The organism is Photobacterium rosenbergii (genome assembly GCF_003026455.1).
GTDB classification, from domain to species: Bacteria; Pseudomonadota; Gammaproteobacteria; order Enterobacterales; family Vibrionaceae; genus Photobacterium; species Photobacterium rosenbergii.
The window spans coordinates 416,295-437,913 of record NZ_PYMB01000003.1 but is presented as its reverse complement, the minus strand read 5'-3'; the positions used below and the strand labels follow the sequence as shown (position 1 = coordinate 437,913).

Here is a 21,619-nt window from a genome sequence, read left to right as displayed (position 1 = left end):
GGGGGAAGTTATGGCAATTGGCGTTACTCAGAATACGTTCCAGCTCAACATTGTGAGTGCCGAAGGCCCGCTGTTTTCTGGTCCGGCCCATGCGCTGGCGATTGCAGGGTTCGATGGTGAATTGGGTATTCGCCCGGGCCACTCTCCTTTGCTGAGCCGGATCAAACCAGGTGTGGCGAGTTTCGTTACCGATCTAAAGGATCCTGAAGAAATCCTTTACATCTCTGGCGGGATTGTTGAAGTACAACCTTCAGTAGTAACCGTGCTAGCCGATACGGCGATGCACGGGAAGGACATCGACAAAGCCCGCGCGGACGAAGCGCGCCGTGCAGCCGAAGAGAACATTGTTAAGCATGCAGATGATGTGAACTTCGCACAGGCACAGATGGATTTGGCAAAAGCGATGGCACAGCTTCGTGCTGTTGAACTGAGTCAAAAGCAAATGCGCCGATAAACCGATATTGATGCTGGGCACGGCTTACCGACCGGCAGCCCAGTTTTCAATAAGGTTTCAGAAAAGCTTATTAAATTCCATTCTTTATAGTTGTTTTGCCCCGGACATTGAATGTTCGGGGCTTTTTTATCTTGATGTATTTTATTGTTTCGAAACCCAATAGTTATAAGATGATTGATTCATATTGAATGCTAAACGTGCGCGGTCAAAAAATAAGCAAATCGCATTCTTGTGCGTAATGTTTGACCGGTTAAATATATAAGAGCAAATTTGCTTGTAATGGCTGATCAAAATCCATACAATTCGCGGCGAAAAATTACTCTCATCGTATTAATTCTGGCTTTTTGGGTCAGGGTATTCATGTGCTCATTAAAAATGATTAAAAGCACAAATTATAATTTTACGTATTATTTGTTGGTTAGTTGAAATGAAAAAGCTGTTTTTACTTGTATCTATTCTAATTTCAGGCCTTGTTTCTGGTTGTTCTTCGGTTCAGAGTGGTATGGAATCTCTACCATATTATGAGCCTACAACAGAAGGCCAGAAAGTTGATCACGTTATCGAGCATGCGCGTACTGCTCAAATGATGGTTTAAAATAAACAGCCTAAGCTTTTGCTTTATAAAGTAATAAAATAAATTATCGAAGTTAATGTGAACAACAGTAATATATTTATCAGTTTTTGATAGTGAATATTATCTAGTTAAATTATTTATATCTGAAATAATACACATGCTTTGATTAAGCTTTAAGGCAATTAAAATTTATCATCATTGGTTTTGCTTCTCTTGTTGGATTGCTGCAAGAGAAGCTTTTTTTATTTTAAATGACGCCCACCATCAAACTGTAGGTTCCTGCCAGTCATAAAATGACTGTTTAGCAGCATCTTAACGCCCTCTATGATTTCCTCGAATCCAGCTTCTCTTGGCAGTAGTGCTTTGGCGAGCGCTTTTTGTTTGTAACCTTCACCATCTTCAGGATTAAACTTGAGCAGTGCGGGTGAAATTGAATTTACTGTGACTTCGGGGGCAAGTAGTGAGGCAAATGACAAGGTTAGGTTGTTCATAGCCGCTTTACTTGCGGCGTAAGCGATGTGTTTCTTACTGCCTTTCTCTGCCACGTAGTCGCCAATATGAATAACATCAGCATGACCATTCTCCCTGAGCTGGTCTTGTAATGCTAAGTTGATTTGATAGGGGACTGCGACGTGGATCGCCATCATTTTCTGCATGGCTTCAACGGCACTTGTCTGTGCGTTCTTTTTGCCTTTTGGATCGGGCATCCAATCTGAGGCATTGTGAATGATGGCCCTAATTGTTGGATAGCGCTTTGATAATGTCGCTATAAGGGTGTCAACCTGCTCTTGTTGGTAAAGGTCGACCTGATGCAATTCAGCGCCTAATTCTCTGAGTTCACTCAGCATTGTGTACTCAGTGCGATAAGTGCCCACAACATCATAACCTTCTTGCAGAAGAGTTTGGGCCAATTGGAAACCTAGGCGCTTACCAACCCCGGTGATGACGACGACTTGGTTCATTGTAGAAACTCCGCGCGGGTCTGAGGGTTGGTTTTGAACTGGCCACCTAGTGCCGTTGTAGTGGTCTTTGAATTAACGTCCATCACACCTCTTGATTTCACACAGTAATGGGTGGCTTCAATGGTCACAGCAACATTTTCTGTTTCCGTTAAGGTTTGAACAGCGACCAGAATTTGCTGGGTCAAACGCTCCTGTACTTGGGGGCGTTGAGCGAAAAAGCGCACAATCCGGTTGATTTTAGATAAGCCAATCACTTTCGACTCAGGCAGATAAGCCACTTTGGCTATACCGTCAATGGTGACAAAGTGATGTTCGCAAGTGGAGGTGAGGCTGATATCTGATACTTTGACCATTTCATCAACGCGCATTTTGTTCTCAATGACGCATATGTTGGGAAAGTTATCGTAGTCCAAACCTGAAAATACCTCGTTGACGTACATTTTCGCGATTCGGTGAGGCGTTCTTGCAAGGCTATCATCCCTTAGGTCTAGTCCTAATACTCCAATTACTTCAGTCAGCAACCCCTTGATGCGCTCATATTTCTGCTCAGGGTTCATTTCGTTGGGTAACATGGGGGTTTCCAGCCCTTGCTGGATTAGAGCTTGTTTGACTAGTTTCGCTTCGATATTCATCATGCTACTCACTTACGTTTTTGTCGGCGACATAACTCAATGTCAGAGAGACCGAGTCGGCAAATCTCAATGCGTGGGGTTTATCAATTGTCACTTGGGCGTAAGTCACCCATGGGTGGTCAATACATAAACCAAGCACATCACTGGTGAGTTTTTCTAGTAATAGAAACTTCCCATTTTCAACATGGTGAATAATGCTTTTACAGATGGTTTTGTAATTAAGTGCATTTTCAACATCATCGCTCAGGCACAAATTGTTAGCAGGGTAATGAATTTCAGCATTGATAATGATGTCTTGCTGTTTCTGCCTTTCTTCGTCATTAAAGCCGATAAAAGTTCTTAGCCTGAGATTGGTAATCTTTATGATCGCATTATGGTTCATTGTCGATTCTCACAGATTGAGGTCTAACTTAAACGCAAGATAACTTGGAAAGGATCATGAACTTAGTCAAAGTCAGTCATAGAATTCTCCCGATAGGGAGCGTAACCTTCCACCTGAGTTAGCAATACAATCGAGGCTCAACATGGCATCAAGGATGATGGAATATGCCCAGTAAAGCAGAGTACCTGCTTGTATTCATTGAAGTCTTTAGTCGTAAAGGTGATCGGAGAGACGTGCTAAATCGTAATTTGTGAAAGTAGTGTTGGATAAACCAAGCCTTGTTCGCTTTGAATCCTAAACAGGAGTGACACATGGATAATAGACTCACCACAAAAGAGTTTCTCAGAGTGTTCGATTATATTTGTTCCCATGGTGACAAAATGGATAACCAGTATAAATTAGGTGGATGAATGGGCTATTTGTTTTCACGCTTGCGGTACAAAATCAAGTTAATGATACAGCTCTGTAGTTTGCTCATCGCCTTCCTCCCATTCTCCCACAACACCTTTGCATCAGGGACCATTATGATCGACTTAACACGACCTAGCGAATACCAACGGTGGCAAGCCACTAACGACAACGTGATGGGGGGAATTTCACAGGGGCAGCTAACGTTTGATGGTCAGTCGAGTCGGTTTTTGGGGGAGTTGTCGCTAGCCAACAATGGCGGTTTTAGTTCGGTCAACCGACCAATAGAATCACTGCCTGCCGAGGTAGAGCAAGTTGAAGTGGAGTTTATCGGCGATGGTCGTACATACCAACTGAGGCTTGCGACATGGAAGAACGGGAATCGAATTACCTACAAGCACGAGTTTTCCACTGATAATAGTGGGCAACGCCAGAAAAAGGTTTTTGATCTCAATAACTTTCAAGCTGTGTTCAGAGGCCGGCTTATTACCGATGCACCTGCACTTGCCGCAAGGGATATTAGACAAGTTGGGATGTTGATTGCAGATAAAAAATCTGGGCCCTTTGCAATTAACCTATTCCAGATTCAATTCAAAACTGGGCACTAACTCCAAAACAAAACGCCTTAAAATATTGCTTCAGGGCAAAAGACAGCAGTGGATCTGACCAACGTCAGATCCAGCTTGAGTGATAAAATATGCAGCCGTTGCTCTACTTCGCTTTTACTCTAAAAAATACCGCATAGAGCACCGGTACTACCCCCAATGTTAATAGGGTAGCGCCTAGCAGGCCGAAGATTATGGCGATTGCCATTGGTTCCCACATGATACCGCCCCCAAGCCACAACGGGATCATACCAACAACTGTCGTTGCCGTTGTCAGTAGGATAGGGCGCATACGCCGCTTTGCTGCTTCAACAATGGCATCGTAATGCCCAAGCCCATCCTGCCTTTCAATATCAATCCGGTCGATAAGGACGATGGCATTATTAATCACGATACCGGCCAGTGAAATGATGCCAAGCAAGGTCATAAAACCAATGTAGGATTGGGCCAAATGCAAACCTACCGCAACGCCGATTAACCCTAATGGGATTGTCATCAGAATGATGCTGGTTTTACGGATACAGTTAAACTGTGCCATCAACAACATCAAGATAATGACGGCAGCAATTGGCAGTTTGTCAAAAATTGACTTGTTGGCATTGCCAGATGATTCCGCCACTCCCCCTAGCTCCCAGCGATAGCCTGTCGGCCAACTATCTTGTTGCTCATTGAGCCAAGGCCTTAGCTGCTTGTTGACTTCGGCGGCGGTAAGGTTTGGCGCCAAACTTGCCGAAACGGTAATGGCCTTCATTCGGTCGCGGCGCGGGATTAATGCTGGCTGCCACTCCAAGTTGGCTTTGGCGACATGGCCCAGCGGAATAGAATCAAGCGTGTGGGTCAGCACGTTCATGCTAGTAGGCAGATCTTTTCCGTTGTATTGCTGAGAGCTGGCCTTGAGCATGATGGGGATAATATCCTCGTTTTCCCTGTACTCAGAAATCTGGATACCTGTGGTGCTGGCTTGGATAACCTGCGCAATATCAGCATTATTGATCCCCAAGCGTTGGGCTTGGGCTTCGTCGATATTAACGAATAGGTTCTTGGTCTTATTGCCCCAATCGTCGTTGATAGAACGAACACCGTTAATCATGCTGAGTTTCTGTTTGACCGCATCGGCTAGGCTGAAAAGCTGCTCGGTATCACTGCCCATGATCCTGACCTCGATAGGGTTCTTGATAGCCGCGCCATTTTCAATCTTCCGGGTGCTGTGAACGACATCGGGATATTGGCTGAAAAAATGCCGGTCTATATCCGCCATTAGCTTATCAACCACTTCACCGCTGGTGGTATTCAACAAATAGACGGCATAGTTTGGACTTGCTGGCTTGGAGGTGTGGGAGAGTACATATCGAGGACCTCCATTGCCGATAAAAGCCGCCCAGTTTGTCAGTCCTTCACTCGCTAGTTCTGGGTCAGCTTTGAGTGTTTCAAGGTAGTCATCAATGCTCTCTGTGACTGCGACAGTTTTGCTGAGCGGAGAGCCAACGGGTAGCTCTATTTCCAGTTTGAAAGTTGGATCCTCTGACGGCGGGAAGAAGATAACAGGAATAAACCTGAAGCTGTAAATTGCCATACCAAACGCCACTACGACCACTGAGAGAGTCCGGTATCGATATCTCAGCAAGGTAGACAAGGCTTGGCTGTAAAGCCTTTCGAAGCGGGAATCTTGTGGTTCTTGAGATGATATTGCTTTCTCCGCCGGTCTTTTTATCTTCAAGAAAAGCAGGCACAACATAGGGATCATGGTTAGCGAGAAAAACCAAGATGCCAACAAGGTAATAGAAACCACTTTGAACAGCGGGGCGGTGTATTCACCGGTCGTTGACTCGGCAAGGAAAATCGGTAGGAAGGCCGCTGAGGTCGTGAGGGAGGAGGTCAGCAAAGATAGCTTGAGTTCACCGGCGGCATCAATTGCCGCATCAAATGCCTTTTGCCCACGCTCCATTCTGGTCATGATACTTTCTGCCATGACGATGGAATTATCGACCAGCATACCAAGCGCAATCATCAAGGCCGCGAGCGAGACCTGATCAAGACCGATTTGCAACCAGTACATAATACCGATAGTGGCGGCGATGGTTACCGGGATCAAACTCGCGACAATCAGGCCGGTCCGAAGCCCCAGTGTGACAAGCATAACACCAGACACTACGGCGATGGCCTGGAATAGGTTGCTGACAAAACTATCGACGGTATTTTCTACCAGTTCGGGTTGGTAAGCGATGATTTCGAAATTTACCCCCCATGGATAGGTTTGCTCGAGTTGATCAAGCAACTCATCGACTTGCTCGCCCAGTTTAACGATGTTTCCGCCATCAATCATGGCGATGGCAAGTGCAAGGCTGTTGTCACCATTGGTCGTTACCATAGAGCGAGCCGGCGTCTCGTAACCCCGGTAGATGTTGGCAATATTGCCGAGCGGAAGCACTTCGTGGGTATTTGGCAACGGGATAAAGGTGCGTTTTAGCGCTTCAACAGACTCAAGGTTACCGCTCGGCTCAATGCTCATGACCTCATGCTCGGTATGCCACTCTCCACCGCTTAACAGGGTATTTTTGCTGGCTAGAAATTGCGCCAGGTAATTGGGAGAAATCCCAAGCTCCTGAAGGTGGCTATTTTCGTATTCGACGAAAATTCGTTCTTCTTGAGCACCGTAGATATCGACCTTGCCAACCAGCGGCAAGCGCAAGAACTCATCTCGTACTTGATCGGCAATATCTTTGAGTTCGCTGTAATGGTAGTCGTTGGCAACTACCGAGATAACTATACCGTAGACGTCACCGTATTCATCATTGACCGATGAACGCCCTGCGGCAGCAGGTAGCTCGTTTTGCACGCCGTCGACCTTGCGACGGAGTGAGTCCCAAACAGGCCGAAGCTCCTTGTAGCTGTCTTTGATGTCGACGGTGATGATTGACACACCATATTTCGACAGGCTGTTGACACTGTCGAGTTCAGGCATCTCCTGGATAGCCTTTTCCAGTTTGTCGGTCACCAACTCTTCAACATGTTCGGGTGATGCGCCGGGAAACGAGGTTATCACTTGTGCGGTTCGGATAGGAAAGCCCGGATCCTGTGCTTGCGGTATGGAAAGAAATGAGGTGATGCCGAGCATAACAGCCGCGAGGATAACAAGCCCCATTAGCTGCTTTTTTTGCAAGGCCAGCTGGGTGATATTCATGATCGGTTATCCTCGACGAGCATCAAGACTTCCTGGCCGTCATAGATTTGATTGAGGCCAGCCGTAATGACTTTCTGGCCTTCAACCAGACCATGGGTGATCTCTATTGAGCCTGCGACAAACTTACCGGTTTCTATTGCTACTTTTCGAACGATGCCACGATTGCCGTCTTCTGGCTCAAAGGTCATGACATAGCGTTGTCCATTAGACTCATTGACCGTGTTCATCGGCACCCAAAGGCTGTCATTATTGACTAGGAAGTCACGGCTGATGAGCAACTCTGCTGCCATGCCGGGGCGCAGCTTCGTGTTGCGGGTGTCAACTTGCGCTGTGACAAAGTAGGTACCGTTACTGCCCGTATTCAGACCGATTTCACTGATATGGGCATCGACAGGCTGTGACTGGGCCGCTGAAATAATGGCTTCGACAGGTTGTCCGATCCTCAGGCTCGAGACTGTCGCTTCTGAGATATTGGCTTTGACTTCCATCACATTGCCGCAACTCATCACGGCAATCATCTGTCCAGCGGAGACATTTTCATTTTCGGTGACATAGGTTTGGGTGACTGAGCAATGCTCTTCACTGGTTCGCAAGGTGGCGTATTGAACTTGCTGTTGGCTTAAATCGACAGCTTGCTGAGCCTGATCGATTTTGGCCAGGCCTACCTGATAGTCAGCCTTTGCTACGTCATAGTCCATCTCAGAAATCAGTTGTTTGGTGTGGAGTTCTTTCATGCGCTGATAGCGGGATGTACTGGCTTTGGCATTGGTGACTGCTTGCTCAAGCAAAGCTTCATTTTTGTTTAGGGCGAGCTGCAAGTCGTCATCAACGAGTGTTGCGATGACATCGCCGGCACGCAGTCGGGTGCCGGCTTTTGCCGGAAATGACTCAATGGTGCCGGATACCTGGAAACTAAGGTTAGTTGTTGAGGCTGATACGGTGGTGCCGGCGAAGCGGTGTTGGAAGTCAACTGGGCTGTTGGTTGCCGCGGTGATTCTAACGGGTCTGAGAGGTGCATCTTCTTCTTGGGTTGCGTTGTCTTTGCACCCAGTCAATGCCAATATACCCACCACTACAGGCAGGGCAATAAAGTGCGATCGGTATGTCATAAGCTTATGTTTCATAGAGTATTTAGTAAGTAGTCAAAGCTGTCTGTCGATAATTGGCACTAAGTGTGCTGGCAGCGAGCGCATTCATTGAGTCATAAGTCATCATCAGGAAAAGGATAAGGAGTGAAAAGGCGAATGAGAGCATGAAAAACATATATCTCCAGCGACTTTCACTGGTTAGCGAAAGGGTAAAGAAGACGATGACAGCAAGAAATGAGACAACGAAATAAGAGAGAAAAACCATCTAGGCGTTCCTGAATATACCAATAATCATCAGTTAAAAGCGGAATATATGTAAGCTAACTCAGCTAAACAATATTTTTGATTTATTTTGCAGTCAGGATCATGGAGTTGAAATTATATTGAAATGAATTGAAAAATAGATTTTTTAATGAATATAATGACTTTTATTAAGGTGTGATAACCTCAACTATCAGATGATTAATATCTGATAGTTGAGGTTATCTTGATTTGATTTTTATTATTCTGAGTTAAATTAACAAGCGGTAGGGGTTGTGAGTCGTTTATCGGTTAACTTGATGGCGGAAAATTTGTGCGCCTGCTTTTGACAAACGATAAATTCGATTGTCATCTTGAGTAATTAGCCCTGTTTTCTTAAGTTGCTGGATATGAAAGTTAAGTTTGGTGTGGTCTTCTATATCCAGTAAATGGAAGATTTCCATGAACTTCAACTCTTTATTATCAGTGAGTTGCTTGATGATTTCGCGACGGATCGGGTTAGAGAGTGCCGAATAAACTTTGTCGAGGTTCAACTCGCTGTCTTCAGGGAAAAAAGCCTTCTCAGCAATACAACGTTTTACGGTCATCAGTAATTTAGTGCTGTTAAAGGGTTTGGCAATGAAGTCATTCGCCCCTTTTTGCATGGCATCAACCGCGATATCTACCGTTGCAAATGCTGTGATAAGTACGATGGAAAGGTTTGGGTTGAACTGGCGCAAATTGGATATCGCTTCAGTGCCGGTCAAGCCCGGCAGTAAGTAGTCTAGGATGGCAAGATCAAAAATATGTTCTTGGCACAATGCCATTGCAGGCTCGGCACTTTCTGCTGAGTAAACATCATAGCCGGCATCTTCGAGAATATCGGTGATGTTCTCTCTCAGTAGTTGATCGTCTTCGACCACGAGGATTTTATGGCTCATGTTAGATCTCCTTGGCCAGTGTTGCGGTGACGGTAGTGCCAACCCCTTTTGAACTGTTAATCGCAAGCGTTCCTTTTTGGTCTGCTGCAATTTGCGCGCAAATAGCCAACCCTAATCCTGTTCCTTGACCGATAGGTTTGGTGGTGAAAAAAGGTTCAACTGCTTTATTTTGTGTTTGTATATCCATTCCACATCCGTTATCGGTAACTGTTAAGAGAATATATTCATACCCATCAATAACCTTTTCTTCGAACCTTATCATAATGTCTTTATTTTTGCCTGAAGCATCTATTGCATTACTGACTAAGTTGATAACCAGTTCTTCAAGTTTTATTGGGTTGCAGAATAAATAAATAGTGTCATTACCGCAAATGGAAATATTATAGCCCCTCGCTTTATGGGCCAGTAATTGTAGAGCGGAACTGACGGCTTTATTAATGAATGTTTTTTGGGTCACTTCCTCCGCAGAGCGAGAATAGTTGAGCAGGGCAGTACAAATTGTTGCAGCCCTATCTATCCCTAACCGGGTTCTTTTTACCAAATCCAATTGCTTTTGCTCAGTTAAGCGGTTTTCTAGCATATCGAGAGAAAGAGTCGATGAGGCTAGGGGGTTATTGATTTCGTGCGCGACACCGGAGGCCAGTTGGCCGATAGCCTTATATTTATCAGATAAATACGCTTGATGGAGCTGGGACTCTACCATACGCGCTTTTTCTTTATCGAAGACATTGAGCGCGAGGTAGAGGAACAATAGCAATAGGTAGGCAACACCAACACGCAAGTAAAAGAAACTGCTGTCCATTTCGACAGGGAAGGCACCTGCACTCAGGCTCATAAACAAAAAAGTGTAGCCAGTGTAACGGAAGTAGCGACCGTAGGCTTTTTTGTCATCGGCTAGCTGGCGACCGTAACTGATCATACAGGCACCGGCGATGAGTGTTGCCGGAAAGGCAAGGATGAATCGGGCGTAGACCTCCAAGCTCGTGATAGCCTCTTTGCTCAACGAAGGGCCAGACAGGCCATTGAGAAAAACAGCCAAATAAACGGCAGATACTATAAGCAACACCGCTCTCATTATTTGGCGAATCCTTTTACTCTGAACTACCGTGACCATCCAGGCAAACAGGAGCAGGAACAGGAAAGCCAGGCTCAGTTTACTCAGCCGCAACCATTCCACGTAGGTGGATTTGGGCTCTTGAATTCGGTCACCAAACAGGTTGATGTATAGCTCAGACCACTCATAGAAGGCATAGGCAAAGCTGAAGGCGGCAAGCGCCCACAAGCTATGGGAAATGGTGAGCTTACTGTAGCGAAAGTTACGAAACAAAATGGCGCAGCCAATAGAAAAGAAGGCAAGGCCATAAAATAAGTAGACGAGAAAGGTTGAGAAGTAGCTCATTTCAAACGAGTCCGAAGTGAAGTGCCGCTTCTTGAGGGTATTACGCTTTACGCAATTTAAGCAACCTAAACAATATGGTTGAAAAAAGAAAGCCGCCAGGAAACAGGCGGCAAAAGTGCTAGGAATATTATTGTTGTAGTGGTGGAAGGGAAATAGTCTCAAGCTACCCACTCTCGTCAGTAGCTTGAGGTGATTAGCAAACTCTATTTCACTTCAGGGTAAGTCTTGTAGCGTACACCCATCATTTGTTCCATACAGTGAACAACCTGACAGCTGTAGCCAAACTCGTTGTCGTACCAGATATAAAGCACACAGCGTTTGTCCTGGGCGATGGTCGCTGCGCCATCGACCACACCGGCATGGCGGGAGCCAACGATGTCACATGAAACAATCTCGGTTGATTCTGTGTAGTCGATTTGACCAGACAGCGGCGAGTTAAGTGCCATGTCACGCAGGTAAGCATTAAGCTCGTCTTTTTCAGCCACGCTGTTTAGGTTGAGGTTTGCGACGGCCATTGAGACGTTCGGGGTCGGTACACGGATCGCATTACCAGTTAGCTTACCAGCCAGTTCAGGTAGCGCTTTGGCAACTGCTTTCGCTGCACCGGTAGAGGTCAGAACCATGTTCAGCGAAGCGGAGCGACCGCGGCGTTCTCCCTTATGGAAGTTATCAATTAGGTTCTGATCATTGGTGAACGAGTGCACAGTTTCGATGTGACCGGAGTCAATGCCGTACTTATCGTTAATCGCTTTCAGGATTGGCGTAATAGCATTGGTGGTACAGCTGGCTGCCGAGACAATGGTGTCATCTTCTTGAATGACTGATTCATTGACCCCGAATACGACATTTTTCAGGTCACCTTTACCTGGTGCAGTCAGTAGCACTTTTTCTGCGCCGTTGCAGCCTAAGTGCTGGGTTAGTCCTTCTCGGTCTCGCCACATACCTGTGTTATCAACAACAAGTGCGTTATGAATACCGAACGCGGTGTAATCAACTTCGGCTGGGCTATTGGCGTAGATAACCTGGATATAGTTGCCGTTGACGATGATTGCTTTGCGGTTTTCATCAACGGTAATGCTGCCGTTGAACGGGCCGTGTACCGAGTCACGACGTAGTAAGCTCGCACGTTTTTCTAAGTCGCCATCTTTACCGCCACGAACCACAATGGCTTTGAGGCGAAGCGGGTAGCCCTGGCCACTTTTCTCTACCAGCAGTCTTGCAAGTAGGCGACCGATACGACCAAAGCCGTAAAGCACCACATCACGGGTTTCAACAGATTGCGTGCTGTTTAGTGATTCCAGTAAAGCGGTCTGTAGGAAGTCACTGATATTGTTCTCATCGTCATTGGTAGACCAGTAGCTATGTGCAAGTTGGCCAACATCGACTCGGCATGGTGATAGATCAAGGGTTGCCAGTGTTTGGATCAAAGGCAGCGTTTGGGCTGGCGACAATTCAGAGCCAGTGTAGCGGCGGGAAAGACGGTGGGATTTAACGATATCGATAACTGAGGTATTTACGATCTGCTTGCCGAACATTAGGACTTCAACGCCTTTCTGTCGGTATAGCTGTCCCAGTAGCGGGGAAATAGATTCAGCATTGGTTTGGCTTGTTTGCCAGTCTAGAAGGTATTTTTCTGGACTCATCGTTAGTTAGGACCTTTCACGTTAGGGAAGAGACCGCAGAGCGGTTTGTAATTTTTTTGTTATAGATTTTATGGCGAAGAGTGTAACGTTTGCGCGGTTTTTATCCTAGTAAAATTAACGGGTTAGAAATGTGATCTTGAGCAAGTTGAAACAGTGATGTAACGCAAGCTTTTTGTTGCTGTGATTCTGTGGCCCGTAAAAAATGTTCAGACTTATTTTTGAGCGATAACAAATAGTGTTAGCAATTTGACTCTCAAATTGGTGATTATCCGTAACTGGGAGTTTGATTATTATTTTATTTATTAAAAACAGATGCTTATGTTTGTTATTTATTGGTGCGCATCTTGCTTTCTTAAAATAGTCAGGACTTTTCGTCGATAAGATTTACAGGAGTAAGATGGTGGATAAACGTGCAGTAACCGCATCTGAGAAAATTTCCTCTTTATTGTCCTCTTCGCTATTAGGGCTATATCGCCAATTGTTGACCCGCAAGTTCTTAATCTTGATGGGGGTTGTATCTTTGAGTTTGCTATTGATGACTGCAATGTTGATGTTATTGGTTAGCAGTGAAAGCCCACCATCATCAGTGTTTATTCTGGTTAATCTACTTCTCCCACTGACTATATTCGTCTTGGTAGCAGGTTATCTCTTTCACTCACGGGTAACACGCCCAATTGCTTTAATGGCGGAACAACTTTCCTTAGTTGGGAAAGGCCAGGTGACCCTGCAAGAGTTGACCGACAAAGATTCTGAAATAGGCCATCTTGCACGACAAATCCAATCCGTCGACTCCAAGCTATTTTATCGTAATAACAAGCTCTTGCAGCTCAATGAGGCGTTGGAACGACAGTCAATCCAACTTAAAAAGGCATATCAGGTAAAGTCTGAGTTTATGGCAAATATGAGCCATGAGCTTCGCACTCCTATGAATGGCATACTCGGTTTCATTCAATGTCTACAGCAAAAGAACCTTGGTCGGGAATCAAACCAGCAGGTCGAATATATTAAGGATTCCGCTTTCACTTTACTCACCTTAATCAATGAAGTGCTTAATTTTTCAAGGTTAGAAAGCGACCGGGTTGAGCTCTGTGAAAGTGATTGTAATTTATCTCGTTTGGTTCAATCTTGCGTTAACTCTGTAGCGCAAGAGGCTAGCCTGAAAGGATTGAAAATTGAGGTGAACTTACCGGAAGAAGAGCGCTGCGATGTTCATGCCGATGGGCAGCACCTACGGCAAATATTGACTAATTTACTGAGTAACGCGGTTAAGTTTACAGATCAAGGGTTTGTTAAGGTCAGCATCGATTGGTTGCGTGAAGAGGCGAATGAAATTGAAGTTTGTATCAGGGTGATTGACAGCGGGATCGGCATCTCCGATTGTCAATGTGAGGAAATATTTGATGCATACAGTCAAATTGACGGTTCTATCTCTCGTCAATATGGCGGTACGGGGTTAGGGCTTGCAGTGTCGAGTCGTCTCTGTGATTTACTCGGGTCCAAATTAAAGGTGGTTAGCCAAAAAGGCGTCGGGAGCGAGTTCTCGTTCCGCTTGAGGTTAAAAAAAGCGTTGAATACGACTGAGCCCCAGTCGGTTGCTCTTAGTAGTGATGAAGTCTGTGACTTATCCAAGTTCTCTCACTGTCGGATACTCGTGGCTGAAGATCAGTACGTCAACCAACAACTCGTGATTGCATTCCTCAAATCTATGGGGCTGTGCAATATTGATGTGGTCGACAATGGTGAAGAGGCGGTTAACTACCTAGATAAAAACCTACCGGATCTCATCTTAATGGATTGCCAAATGCCCGTAATGGGAGGATTAGAAGCAACAAGAAAAATCCGCGAAAAGCAAAATTGTGCGCAGCTCCCAATTATCGCCCTAACGGCCAACGTGTTGGAAAGCGAAAAGCAACAATGTTTTGATGCTGGAATGGATGCATATTTAGCAAAGCCCATTATCAAAATTAATTTGTTCAGTACTTTGCTTAGTGTGTTGAGTGCAGATGCGGTAAGTTAAAGCCCTTATCAATATGGCGAATGATAAGGGCCTGATTAAGTTCTTATGTAGAGAGCAATGTTGCTCATACACTCAGTGTTATGCGCTTAGTAATAAGCCTTCTTTACCAGCTAAGGTGATGTTTAGCTCACCGTCTTTGCATTCCCATTCGTCGCCAGTTAACAGGTCGGTTAACACCTTATCCTCCGGCAAGCCTAATTGCCAAATCGGTAGAGTGATCGCTTTGGATGAGTCACTATTGTTAATCAGGGTGATTAATTGCTTTCCTTCCAGCTTACGAGCATAAGCCAATTGTTGTTGCTCTGCATACAGCCATTGGATGCTACCTTCTTGTAACGCCAAATGGGACTTTCGTGTCTCGATAAGCTTACTGACAAAATCGAAGGTTGAGTTAGGCGATTCTGTACGTTCCCACGGGAAACAGCGGCGGTTGTCTGGATCATGTCCGCCTTCTAGCGCAACCTCGGTACCGTAGTAAATACATGGTGTACCCACATAGGTAAACAGCATCAACAGGGCTAGCCTCATAGTGTCTTGATCACCGTTTAGGGTGGTCAAAAAACGCATGGTATCATGGCTGTCCAACTGGTTGAGCTGGGCTAACTGGTTATGCCACGGCACTTTGCCACGAACTTCTTCCAACCATTCGGCGAACTCGGCCGCGTCAATTTTACAGTTATGGTAGGCAATATCTTTGTTGGCAAAGAAGGCGCGCACTGGATGGGCAAAACCATAGTAATTCATTGCGCCATCTTCTTGATCGCCCTCGAGCCAGTTGGTGGCTTCGAAGAAGTGCTCACCCAGTACATAACACTCCGGGTTTACTGATTTCGCCGCGTTACGGAAGGCTTTGACATAATGGGCATTGTTCGCCGCACCCACACCTTCGCCCAGCATATGGATGACATCAAAGCGCCAGCCGTCGATGTTGTAAGGTGGGCGGAGCCATTGCTTGATGACGGCATCCTCACCAGCATAGATATAGTCTTGTACTTCAGGGTTTGAGAAATTGAGTTTTGGCAGCGAATCAATCCCTTTCCAACCAATGTAGTTGTTACTTTCGCCATCGAATTGGTAATAGTCACGAAAAGGGGAGTCTGGGTTGCCAAATGCGCCCACCGTTTCTTGCGGTTGTTGATAGCGGTTAAACCAAGGGTGATTAACCGAAGTGTGGTTATAGACGGCATCCAACACAATCTTCATATCGCGCTGATGCAAGTTGTCTACCATCTTACCAAACTGTTCGTTGGTACCCAGATGCGGGTCGATACAGGTGTAGTCGGTGGTATCGTATTTATGATTACTTGGAGCTTGGAAGATAGGGTTTAGGTAAAGCGCTGTGACCCCTAGAGATTGTAGATAGTCCAACTTATCTTCGATACCTTTCAGGTCTCCGCCATAAAATTCATTCGGCCCATTGCTGTCATGAGAATCTGAGACCGGCGCACCCCATTTTTTGGCGATAGTCGGCTTTTCATCGCCTTTTAGGTAGTACTCATTATCTACCACACTGATTGATGGGTCCCCGTTGTTAAAGCGGTCAGGGAAGATCTGGTAGAAGACTTGGTTCTTGACCCATTGAGGAGGCTGGTGCTGGGCGTTGTACTTGAAATGGGACTCTCGGCCCGGCATACGAGGGTTGATCCCTTTACTGTCTAGCCACCACTGGCGGCTATTTTGCATCACTTTGAAACAGTAATGAGTTAACGCTTTGTCTTTATTCAGTGGGATTTGACCATGCCAGTATTGGAGTCTGCCATCGGTTTTCCCTTTTTCCATATCAATGAGCATTTCTTCATTGTCTGGCTCACAACGAATGAAGATGGTGGAAATGAGGGTATCTGCTTCGCTAGCTAGCGTCAGAGTTAGGGTATTCTCTGACACTGTTACCCATTGCTTGTCCTGTCCGTGGTAAAAAAAAGGCTTAGTCGTCATTGTTATTCCGCCCTCAGAAGTCGATGTTCTCAATACCATAATGGTTTTATTGCAAAAATGAATCCTCCCGATTCAAAAAATTCAGGCGTAGGCGGGGGCGTAGAGTGAAATGTCTGTTATGTCGTATTTTTGCGGAGAAATGACTTACCGCTGCTAGATAGAGCAGCGGCTGTTTGAGGTATATGCGATTTCTTTTTTGCGCATTGGCATACTGTCGACCAACTGGGTGATGTGCTGCCAATTGGTTTGCTCGTTCCAGCGGTATTTTTCCAGACCATCTTTACCAATCAGGATAGCGGTATGTTCGTTTCGGGATACCTTGTAGAGCTTTTCTAACCTGACGATATCTTCTGGGCTGAAAACATCCGAAGGCTTATTGAAACCATCTTTGGTCATCACAACAACGACAATATCCCGCTCTTGCAACATACAATCATGCATCAAGGATTCTTTTATGAAGGTATTGACGTGTTGGTCTTTTTCGGGGGCGAAGTAGAGAATACTGCGATGGTTCCAGTGCATGGATCCCATAGGATAGGAGAGTGCGTTTGCACTAAATACCAATACGATCGTCGCTAACAGATTTTGAAACAGCTTACTCATTGTCGTCTTCCTTCCTAGTGGTACGGTGGAAAGCCGGTGATGGCGCTGGGTAATATTCAACGCTGCTGCCAATAACTAACGACATACTTGTCGGATTGGATCAAAGGTGCAAATCTTGTCTCATTGTTGTGCCTTTTAGTATATACCAAGTGCCGGAGGGCAGGGGAAGCGGGAGGGAACACTCCCACTATAAGGGTTAGGAAACGGTGTACTTTGCCATATGCTCAGCAACATAGTCGATAAACACACGGAGACGTGCTGGCATGAATTTGGTTTGGGCGAATTGCAAGGCGATATCCCCCTGGTAATTACCTTTGATAGTCCAATCTTCCAATACCGGCTTGACCTCGTTTTCTTCGAGGGCCTGTTTGATAACAAAGTCTGGGAAAATGCCTATCCCTAAGCCATCCATGACACCGCGTAAGCGCATTTGGGAATGATTGACCGCGTAGCGCCCTTTGACGGGGATAGTGTGCATCTCGCCATCTTTGACGAAATCCCAGATATGGTCGGTTGTGGTTTCACCCAAGTAGAGGCAGTCGTGGTCCAACAGTTCCGTCGGGTGAGTAGGTGTACCTCGTTGCTCAAGATAATCTGGGCTAGCACATAAGCTCAAACTGACTTTTCCAAGCTGCTTCAAGACCAAGCCTTCGGTGGGTTTTTCTGTGAGGCGAAAAACGACATCGATACCTTCGGAAATAAGGTCTATGTCACCATCCCTAGCTTTGAGTTTTAGCTCGATATCAGGGTATTGGGTCAAGAAAGGCAGAACCATAGGTTGCAGGACGATACTCAAGAAAGCTTTCGGCGCTGCTACAGTAACTGAGCCTGAAGGCGTTTCGTGCTCTGAGCTGGTGAACTCGACAATTTGCTTGGTCGCTTCTAGCAATGCACAGCATTGATCGTAGATACCCTTGCCCGACTGCGTGATTACTAGCTTGCGGGTAGTACGTTCGAGCAGTTTGGTTGATAAGGTCTGTTCCAATCGGGAAAGCTGTTTGCTCAAAGCCGAAGGGGTGACACCAAGCTTTCTTGCTGCAGCAGTAAAGCTGCCTTCATCAACAACTATTTTAAAGACTGCCAATTCAGGCATTAAGGCGATTAGTTTATTTGTGTCCATAATTCACGAGACCTTTTCCACGAGAGGGGATAATAGTCTGAATACTCTTTGATTAGAATGGCTGTAGTTCAAAGATCCTGTGAAATTGCATTAATTGCAGGTAAATCACCTAATCTATAAATGGAAATATTGCTCAAATAGGCGTTTTACACGCGTATTTGTGCTGGTTGTCAATCGGTGGCGACTGGCAAACGATATTATTGTGAGGAACATCATGTCTGCCGCATTCTATGATCAAATCAAACAGCAAATAGAAGAAGTAAAAGCTGAAGGTCTGTACAAATCTGAGCGTGTAATTACATCTCAGCAAAAAGCTGCTGTTGAAATCAGCACGGGTGAAGAAGTACTTAACTTCTGTGCCAACAACTACCTTGGTCTTGCTAACCACCCTGAGCTAATCAAAGCAGGTCAGGAAGGTATGGATAAGCACGGTTTCGGTATGGCATCTGTTCGCTTTATCTGTGGTACTCAAGACATCCACAAAGAGCTTGAGCAGAAACTATCTGAATTCCTAGGTAAAGAAGATACTATTCTTTACACATCTTGCTTCGATGCCAATGCTGGCCTGTTCGAAACTATTCTTGGTAAAGAAGATGCGATCATCTCTGACGCATTGAACCATGCCTCTATCATCGATGGTGTTCGCCTTTGTAAAGCAATGCGCTTCCGTTACGCGAACAACAACATGGAAGAGCTTGAGCAGCAGCTGATTGCCGCTAAAGAAGCGGGTGCCCGCAATACGCTTATCGTAACTGACGGCGTATTCTCTATGGACGGCGTTGTTGCCAACCTACCTGCAATCTGTGACCTTGCTGACAAGTACGGTGCACTAGTGATGGTTGATGACTCTCACGCTGTTGGTTTCATGGGTAAAACCGGTGCCGGTACGCACGAGTTCCACGATGTGGTTGACCGTATCGACATCATCACAGGTACCCTAGGCAAGGCAATGGGTGGTGCTTCAGGCGGTTACACTTCTGGTAAGAAAGAAGTCATCGACTGGCTACGTCAGCGTTCTCGTCCGTACCTATTCTCTAACTCTGTTGCGCCAGCTATCGTTAACGCTTCTATTCGCGTTATTGACCTGCTGAAAGAAAGCGGTGACCTACGTGATCGCCTATGGTCAAACTCTGAGCACTTCCGTACACGTATGGAAGCGGCTGGCTTCACTATGGGCGGTGCTGACCACGCTATCATCCCAATCATGCTGGGTGATGCAAAAGTTGCGGCTGAATTTGCCGAGCGTGCACTTGCGAAAGGTATCTACGTTATTGGTTTCTCTTTCCCTGTAGTACCAAAAGGCCAAGCACGTATCCGTACTCAGATGTCAGCGGCTCACTCTCCAGAGCAACTAGACAAAGCTATCGATGCCTTCATTGAAGTGGGCAAAGACATGGGCATCATTTAAGCCCATATTCCCAGTAGTTCAAGGGCAAAGGGCTGGCAATGTATCAGCCCTTGCAATTCTACCCTGCAGTAGGAACAAATAATGAAAATCAAAGCACTTTCGAAACTAAAGCCTGAACAAGGCATTTGGATGACCGAAGTGGACAAGCCTGAGCTTGGCCATAACGATCTACTTATCCGCATCAAGAAAACGGCTATCTGTGGTACAGACGTACACATCTACAACTGGGATGAGTGGTCACAAAAGACAATTCCTGTCCCTATGGTTGTTGGTCACGAGTATGTGGGTGAAGTTGTAGGCATTGGCCAGGAAGTCCGTGGCTTTGAAATTGGCGACCGTGTGTCGGGTGAAGGTCACATCACATGTGGTCACTGCCGTAACTGCCGTGGTGGCCGTACCCACCTTTGTCGCAACACTACAGGTGTTGGTGTAAACCGTGAAGGTGCATTCGCAGAATACCTAGTGATCCCTGCGTTCAACGCATTCAAGATCCCTGAAGGTATCTCTGACGACCTAGCGTCTATCTTTGACCCGTTCGGCAACGCAGTACACACTGCATTGTCTTTCGACCTTGTTGGTGAAGACGTACTGATCACTGGTGCTGGCCCAATCGGTATCATGGCAGCTGCAGTTGCTAAGCACGTTGGTGCACGCCACGTTGTGATCACTGATGTGAACGAATACCGCTTGGATCTTGCACGTCAGATGGGCGTTACCCGTGCAGTAAACGTTGCTGAAGAGAAGCTAGAAGACGTTATGGCTGAGCTAGGCATGACTGAAGGTTTCGATGTTGGTCTAGAGATGTCTGGTGTACCTTCTGCATTTAACAGCATGCTAACTAGCATGAACCACGGTGGTAAGATCGCCCTGCTAGGTATTCCACCATCAGACATGGGCATCGACTGGAACCAGGTGATCTTCAAAGGTTTGATCATCAAGGGTATCTACGGTCGTGAAATGTTCGAAACTTGGTATAAGATGGCAAGTTTGATTCAATCAGGCCTTGATCTAACGCCAATCATCACTCACCACTACAAGATTGATGATTTCCAGGAAGGCTTCGACATTATGCGTTCTGGGATGTCAGGCAAGGTTATCCTAGACTGGGAATAATCCTTACCGGATAGAGAAAAACGGGCTTTCGAGCCCGTTTTTTTATTTGGTCATCTAGCGAGTAACGAATAGTGACTAAATGGCCTGATATTGCCCATTATATTTTTAGCAATAGAAGGTCACATGGCATATTGCGTACCAGCGCAGCGGCTTCAGAAAATATTTGAGTGAATGCGTTGGTTTTATGATGGCCCATAAGTAATAGGTCAACATTGTGCTCTTTGATACTGTAGCGAATTTCGTTTTCAACCACACCGCAACATACTAGATATTTATCAACTGCGACTTGCATATTTTGGATCTGTTTTTTCATCTCATCAACAGATGCATGTAATTCTTTTTTTTCGTAGTCGTCGAGATTAATATCCAAAATACCAAAATCGTAATCTTCAAAATCCATGTTGACATGAATAATGTTGAGTTTGGCGTCTGGGAATGCAGTAGCGACTTCTTCGGCTTTTTTTAGTACGGCCTCGGTATTATCATCGAAATCCAGTGCTAACATGATGTTTTTGTAACTCATAATTCACTCCTTATCATATAGAACGCAGCCCTAGCGAAAACGTAAATCAACAGGATAATGCTAGGTGCTTGTTTTATTTGCTTTTCAAACCATTAAGGCCAACACGCCTAAAAACAGAGTTAGTAGTCCGGTAAATTCAGACGACCAGAGATCATTTAGGCGCTTGAACATATTCATTTCCATCGAAACCTCAAAAAAAGAAAAGCAGTAGAAAGGCAAAGGTTAGGAGGGGGGGAATATAATGATGAGAATGACTGGACCTTTCCTTAAAACCTAATGCTTTGGCTTCGGCTTGATTAAGGTTAAATTCAATTTTTTCACAGTATTCATCTAATTCGTGCATAACCACCTCCGTTTCAGTAATTAAAGTCTACTGCTGGAGGTGGTTCAC

General features: G+C 45.6%; 19 protein-coding genes. 6 read left to right on the top strand and 13 right to left on the bottom strand.

What is annotated here, in order from left to right; genetic code table 11:
• The first annotated feature begins 10 nt into the window (after window positions 1-10).
• The gene (locus C9J01_RS11840) at window positions 11-454 is read left to right on the top strand and encodes a F0F1 ATP synthase subunit epsilon (protein WP_107298334.1); all 444 of its coding nucleotides are present in this window, start codon (window positions 11-13) and stop codon (window positions 452-454) included.
• A 427-nt stretch (window positions 455-881) separates the two neighbouring features.
• Window positions 882-1,049, top strand: coding sequence for a hypothetical protein (locus tag C9J01_RS29625; RefSeq protein WP_158264530.1), 168 nt, complete (start codon window positions 882-884; stop codon window positions 1,047-1,049).
• 221 nt (window positions 1,050-1,270) lie between these two features.
• Here C9J01_RS29625 and folM read toward each other — a convergent pair whose 3' ends face one another.
• Genes folM through folX form a run of 3 tightly spaced genes read right to left on the bottom strand, consistent with a single transcriptional unit; the run spans window position 1,271 to window position 3,004 of the window.
• Window positions 1,271-1,990, bottom strand: coding sequence for a dihydromonapterin reductase (gene folM, locus C9J01_RS11835; RefSeq protein ID WP_107298333.1), 720 nt, complete (start codon window positions 1,988-1,990; stop codon window positions 1,271-1,273).
• A complete protein-coding gene (folE, locus tag C9J01_RS11830) occupies window positions 1,987-2,625 on the bottom strand; it encodes a GTP cyclohydrolase I FolE (RefSeq protein ID WP_107298332.1) in 639 nt (212 codons plus the stop codon). Before folE ends, folM begins: the two co-directional genes overlap by 4 nt.
• Window position 2,626: 1 nt before the next feature.
• The gene (folX, locus tag C9J01_RS11825) at window positions 2,627-3,004 is read right to left on the bottom strand and encodes a dihydroneopterin triphosphate 2'-epimerase (RefSeq protein WP_107298331.1); all 378 of its coding nucleotides are present in this window, start codon (window positions 3,002-3,004) and stop codon (window positions 2,627-2,629) included.
• Window positions 3,005-3,528: 524 nt separating this feature from the next.
• Here folX and C9J01_RS11815 point away from each other — a divergent pair.
• Entirely contained in the window at window positions 3,529-4,020 is a 492-nt protein-coding gene (locus tag C9J01_RS11815) for a CIA30 family protein (RefSeq protein WP_107298475.1), read from the top strand.
• A 103-nt stretch (window positions 4,021-4,123) separates the two neighbouring features.
• Here C9J01_RS11815 and C9J01_RS11810 read toward each other — a convergent pair whose 3' ends face one another.
• From C9J01_RS11810 to C9J01_RS11785, 5 genes are all read right to left on the bottom strand, one after another.
• Window positions 4,124-7,198 carry an efflux RND transporter permease subunit gene (locus C9J01_RS11810; protein WP_107298330.1) on the bottom strand — a complete coding sequence of 1,025 codons (3,075 nt, stop codon included), beginning with the start codon at window positions 7,196-7,198 and terminating at the stop codon, window positions 4,124-4,126.
• Complete coding sequence (locus C9J01_RS11805; RefSeq protein ID WP_158264529.1) at window positions 7,195-8,307, bottom strand: efflux RND transporter periplasmic adaptor subunit; 1,113 nt, start codon at window positions 8,305-8,307, stop codon at window positions 7,195-7,197. The genes C9J01_RS11810 and C9J01_RS11805 overlap by 4 nt, the downstream gene beginning before the upstream one ends.
• A 524-nt stretch (window positions 8,308-8,831) precedes the next feature.
• Window positions 8,832-9,467: a response regulator gene (locus C9J01_RS11795; RefSeq protein ID WP_107298327.1), complete on the bottom strand. Its 636-nt coding sequence runs from the start codon at window positions 9,465-9,467 to the stop codon at window positions 8,832-8,834.
• Window position 9,468: 1 nt separating this feature from the next.
• Entirely contained in the window at window positions 9,469-10,866 is a 1,398-nt protein-coding gene (locus C9J01_RS11790) for a sensor histidine kinase (RefSeq protein ID WP_107298326.1), read from the bottom strand.
• A 203-nt stretch (window positions 10,867-11,069) separates the two neighbouring features.
• Window positions 11,070-12,509: a glyceraldehyde-3-phosphate dehydrogenase gene (locus tag C9J01_RS11785; protein WP_107298325.1), complete on the bottom strand. Its 1,440-nt coding sequence runs from the start codon at window positions 12,507-12,509 to the stop codon at window positions 11,070-11,072.
• Window positions 12,510-12,906: 397 nt separating this feature from the next.
• On the opposite strand from C9J01_RS11785, the gene C9J01_RS11780 reads away from it, so the two are divergent.
• On the top strand, window positions 12,907-14,526 hold the full coding sequence (locus C9J01_RS11780; RefSeq protein WP_107298324.1) for a response regulator: 1,620 nt from the start codon (window positions 12,907-12,909) through the stop codon (window positions 14,524-14,526).
• Between the two features lie 78 nt (window positions 14,527-14,604).
• Here C9J01_RS11780 and malZ read toward each other — a convergent pair whose 3' ends face one another.
• The 3 genes from malZ to C9J01_RS11765 form a co-directional block, all read right to left on the bottom strand.
• A complete protein-coding gene (gene malZ, locus C9J01_RS11775; RefSeq protein ID WP_107298323.1) occupies window positions 14,605-16,461 on the bottom strand; it encodes a maltodextrin glucosidase in 1,857 nt (618 codons plus the stop codon).
• Window positions 16,462-16,614: 153 nt separating this feature from the next.
• A complete protein-coding gene (locus C9J01_RS11770) occupies window positions 16,615-17,064 on the bottom strand; it encodes a DUF4174 domain-containing protein (protein WP_107298322.1) in 450 nt (149 codons plus the stop codon).
• A 196-nt stretch (window positions 17,065-17,260) separates the two neighbouring features.
• Window positions 17,261-18,184 carry a LysR family transcriptional regulator gene (locus C9J01_RS11765; RefSeq protein ID WP_107298321.1) on the bottom strand — a complete coding sequence of 308 codons (924 nt, stop codon included), beginning with the start codon at window positions 18,182-18,184 and terminating at the stop codon, window positions 17,261-17,263.
• A 214-nt stretch (window positions 18,185-18,398) separates the two neighbouring features.
• On the opposite strand from C9J01_RS11765, the gene C9J01_RS11760 reads away from it, so the two are divergent.
• Together C9J01_RS11760 and tdh are read left to right on the top strand one after the other, a co-directional pair.
• Window positions 18,399-19,592, top strand: a complete 1,194-nt coding sequence (locus C9J01_RS11760; RefSeq protein ID WP_107298320.1) for a glycine C-acetyltransferase — start codon at window positions 18,399-18,401, stop codon at window positions 19,590-19,592.
• Between the two features lie 81 nt (window positions 19,593-19,673).
• Window positions 19,674-20,705, top strand: coding sequence for an L-threonine 3-dehydrogenase (gene tdh, locus C9J01_RS11755; protein WP_107298319.1), 1,032 nt, complete (start codon window positions 19,674-19,676; stop codon window positions 20,703-20,705).
• Between the two features lie 97 nt (window positions 20,706-20,802).
• Here tdh and C9J01_RS11750 read toward each other — a convergent pair whose 3' ends face one another.
• Window positions 20,803-21,228: a universal stress protein gene (locus tag C9J01_RS11750; protein ID WP_107298318.1), complete on the bottom strand. Its 426-nt coding sequence runs from the start codon at window positions 21,226-21,228 to the stop codon at window positions 20,803-20,805.
• A 190-nt stretch (window positions 21,229-21,418) separates the two neighbouring features.
• A complete protein-coding gene (locus C9J01_RS29620; protein WP_158264528.1) occupies window positions 21,419-21,571 on the bottom strand; it encodes a hypothetical protein in 153 nt (50 codons plus the stop codon).
• Window positions 21,572-21,619: the final 48 nt, after the last annotated feature.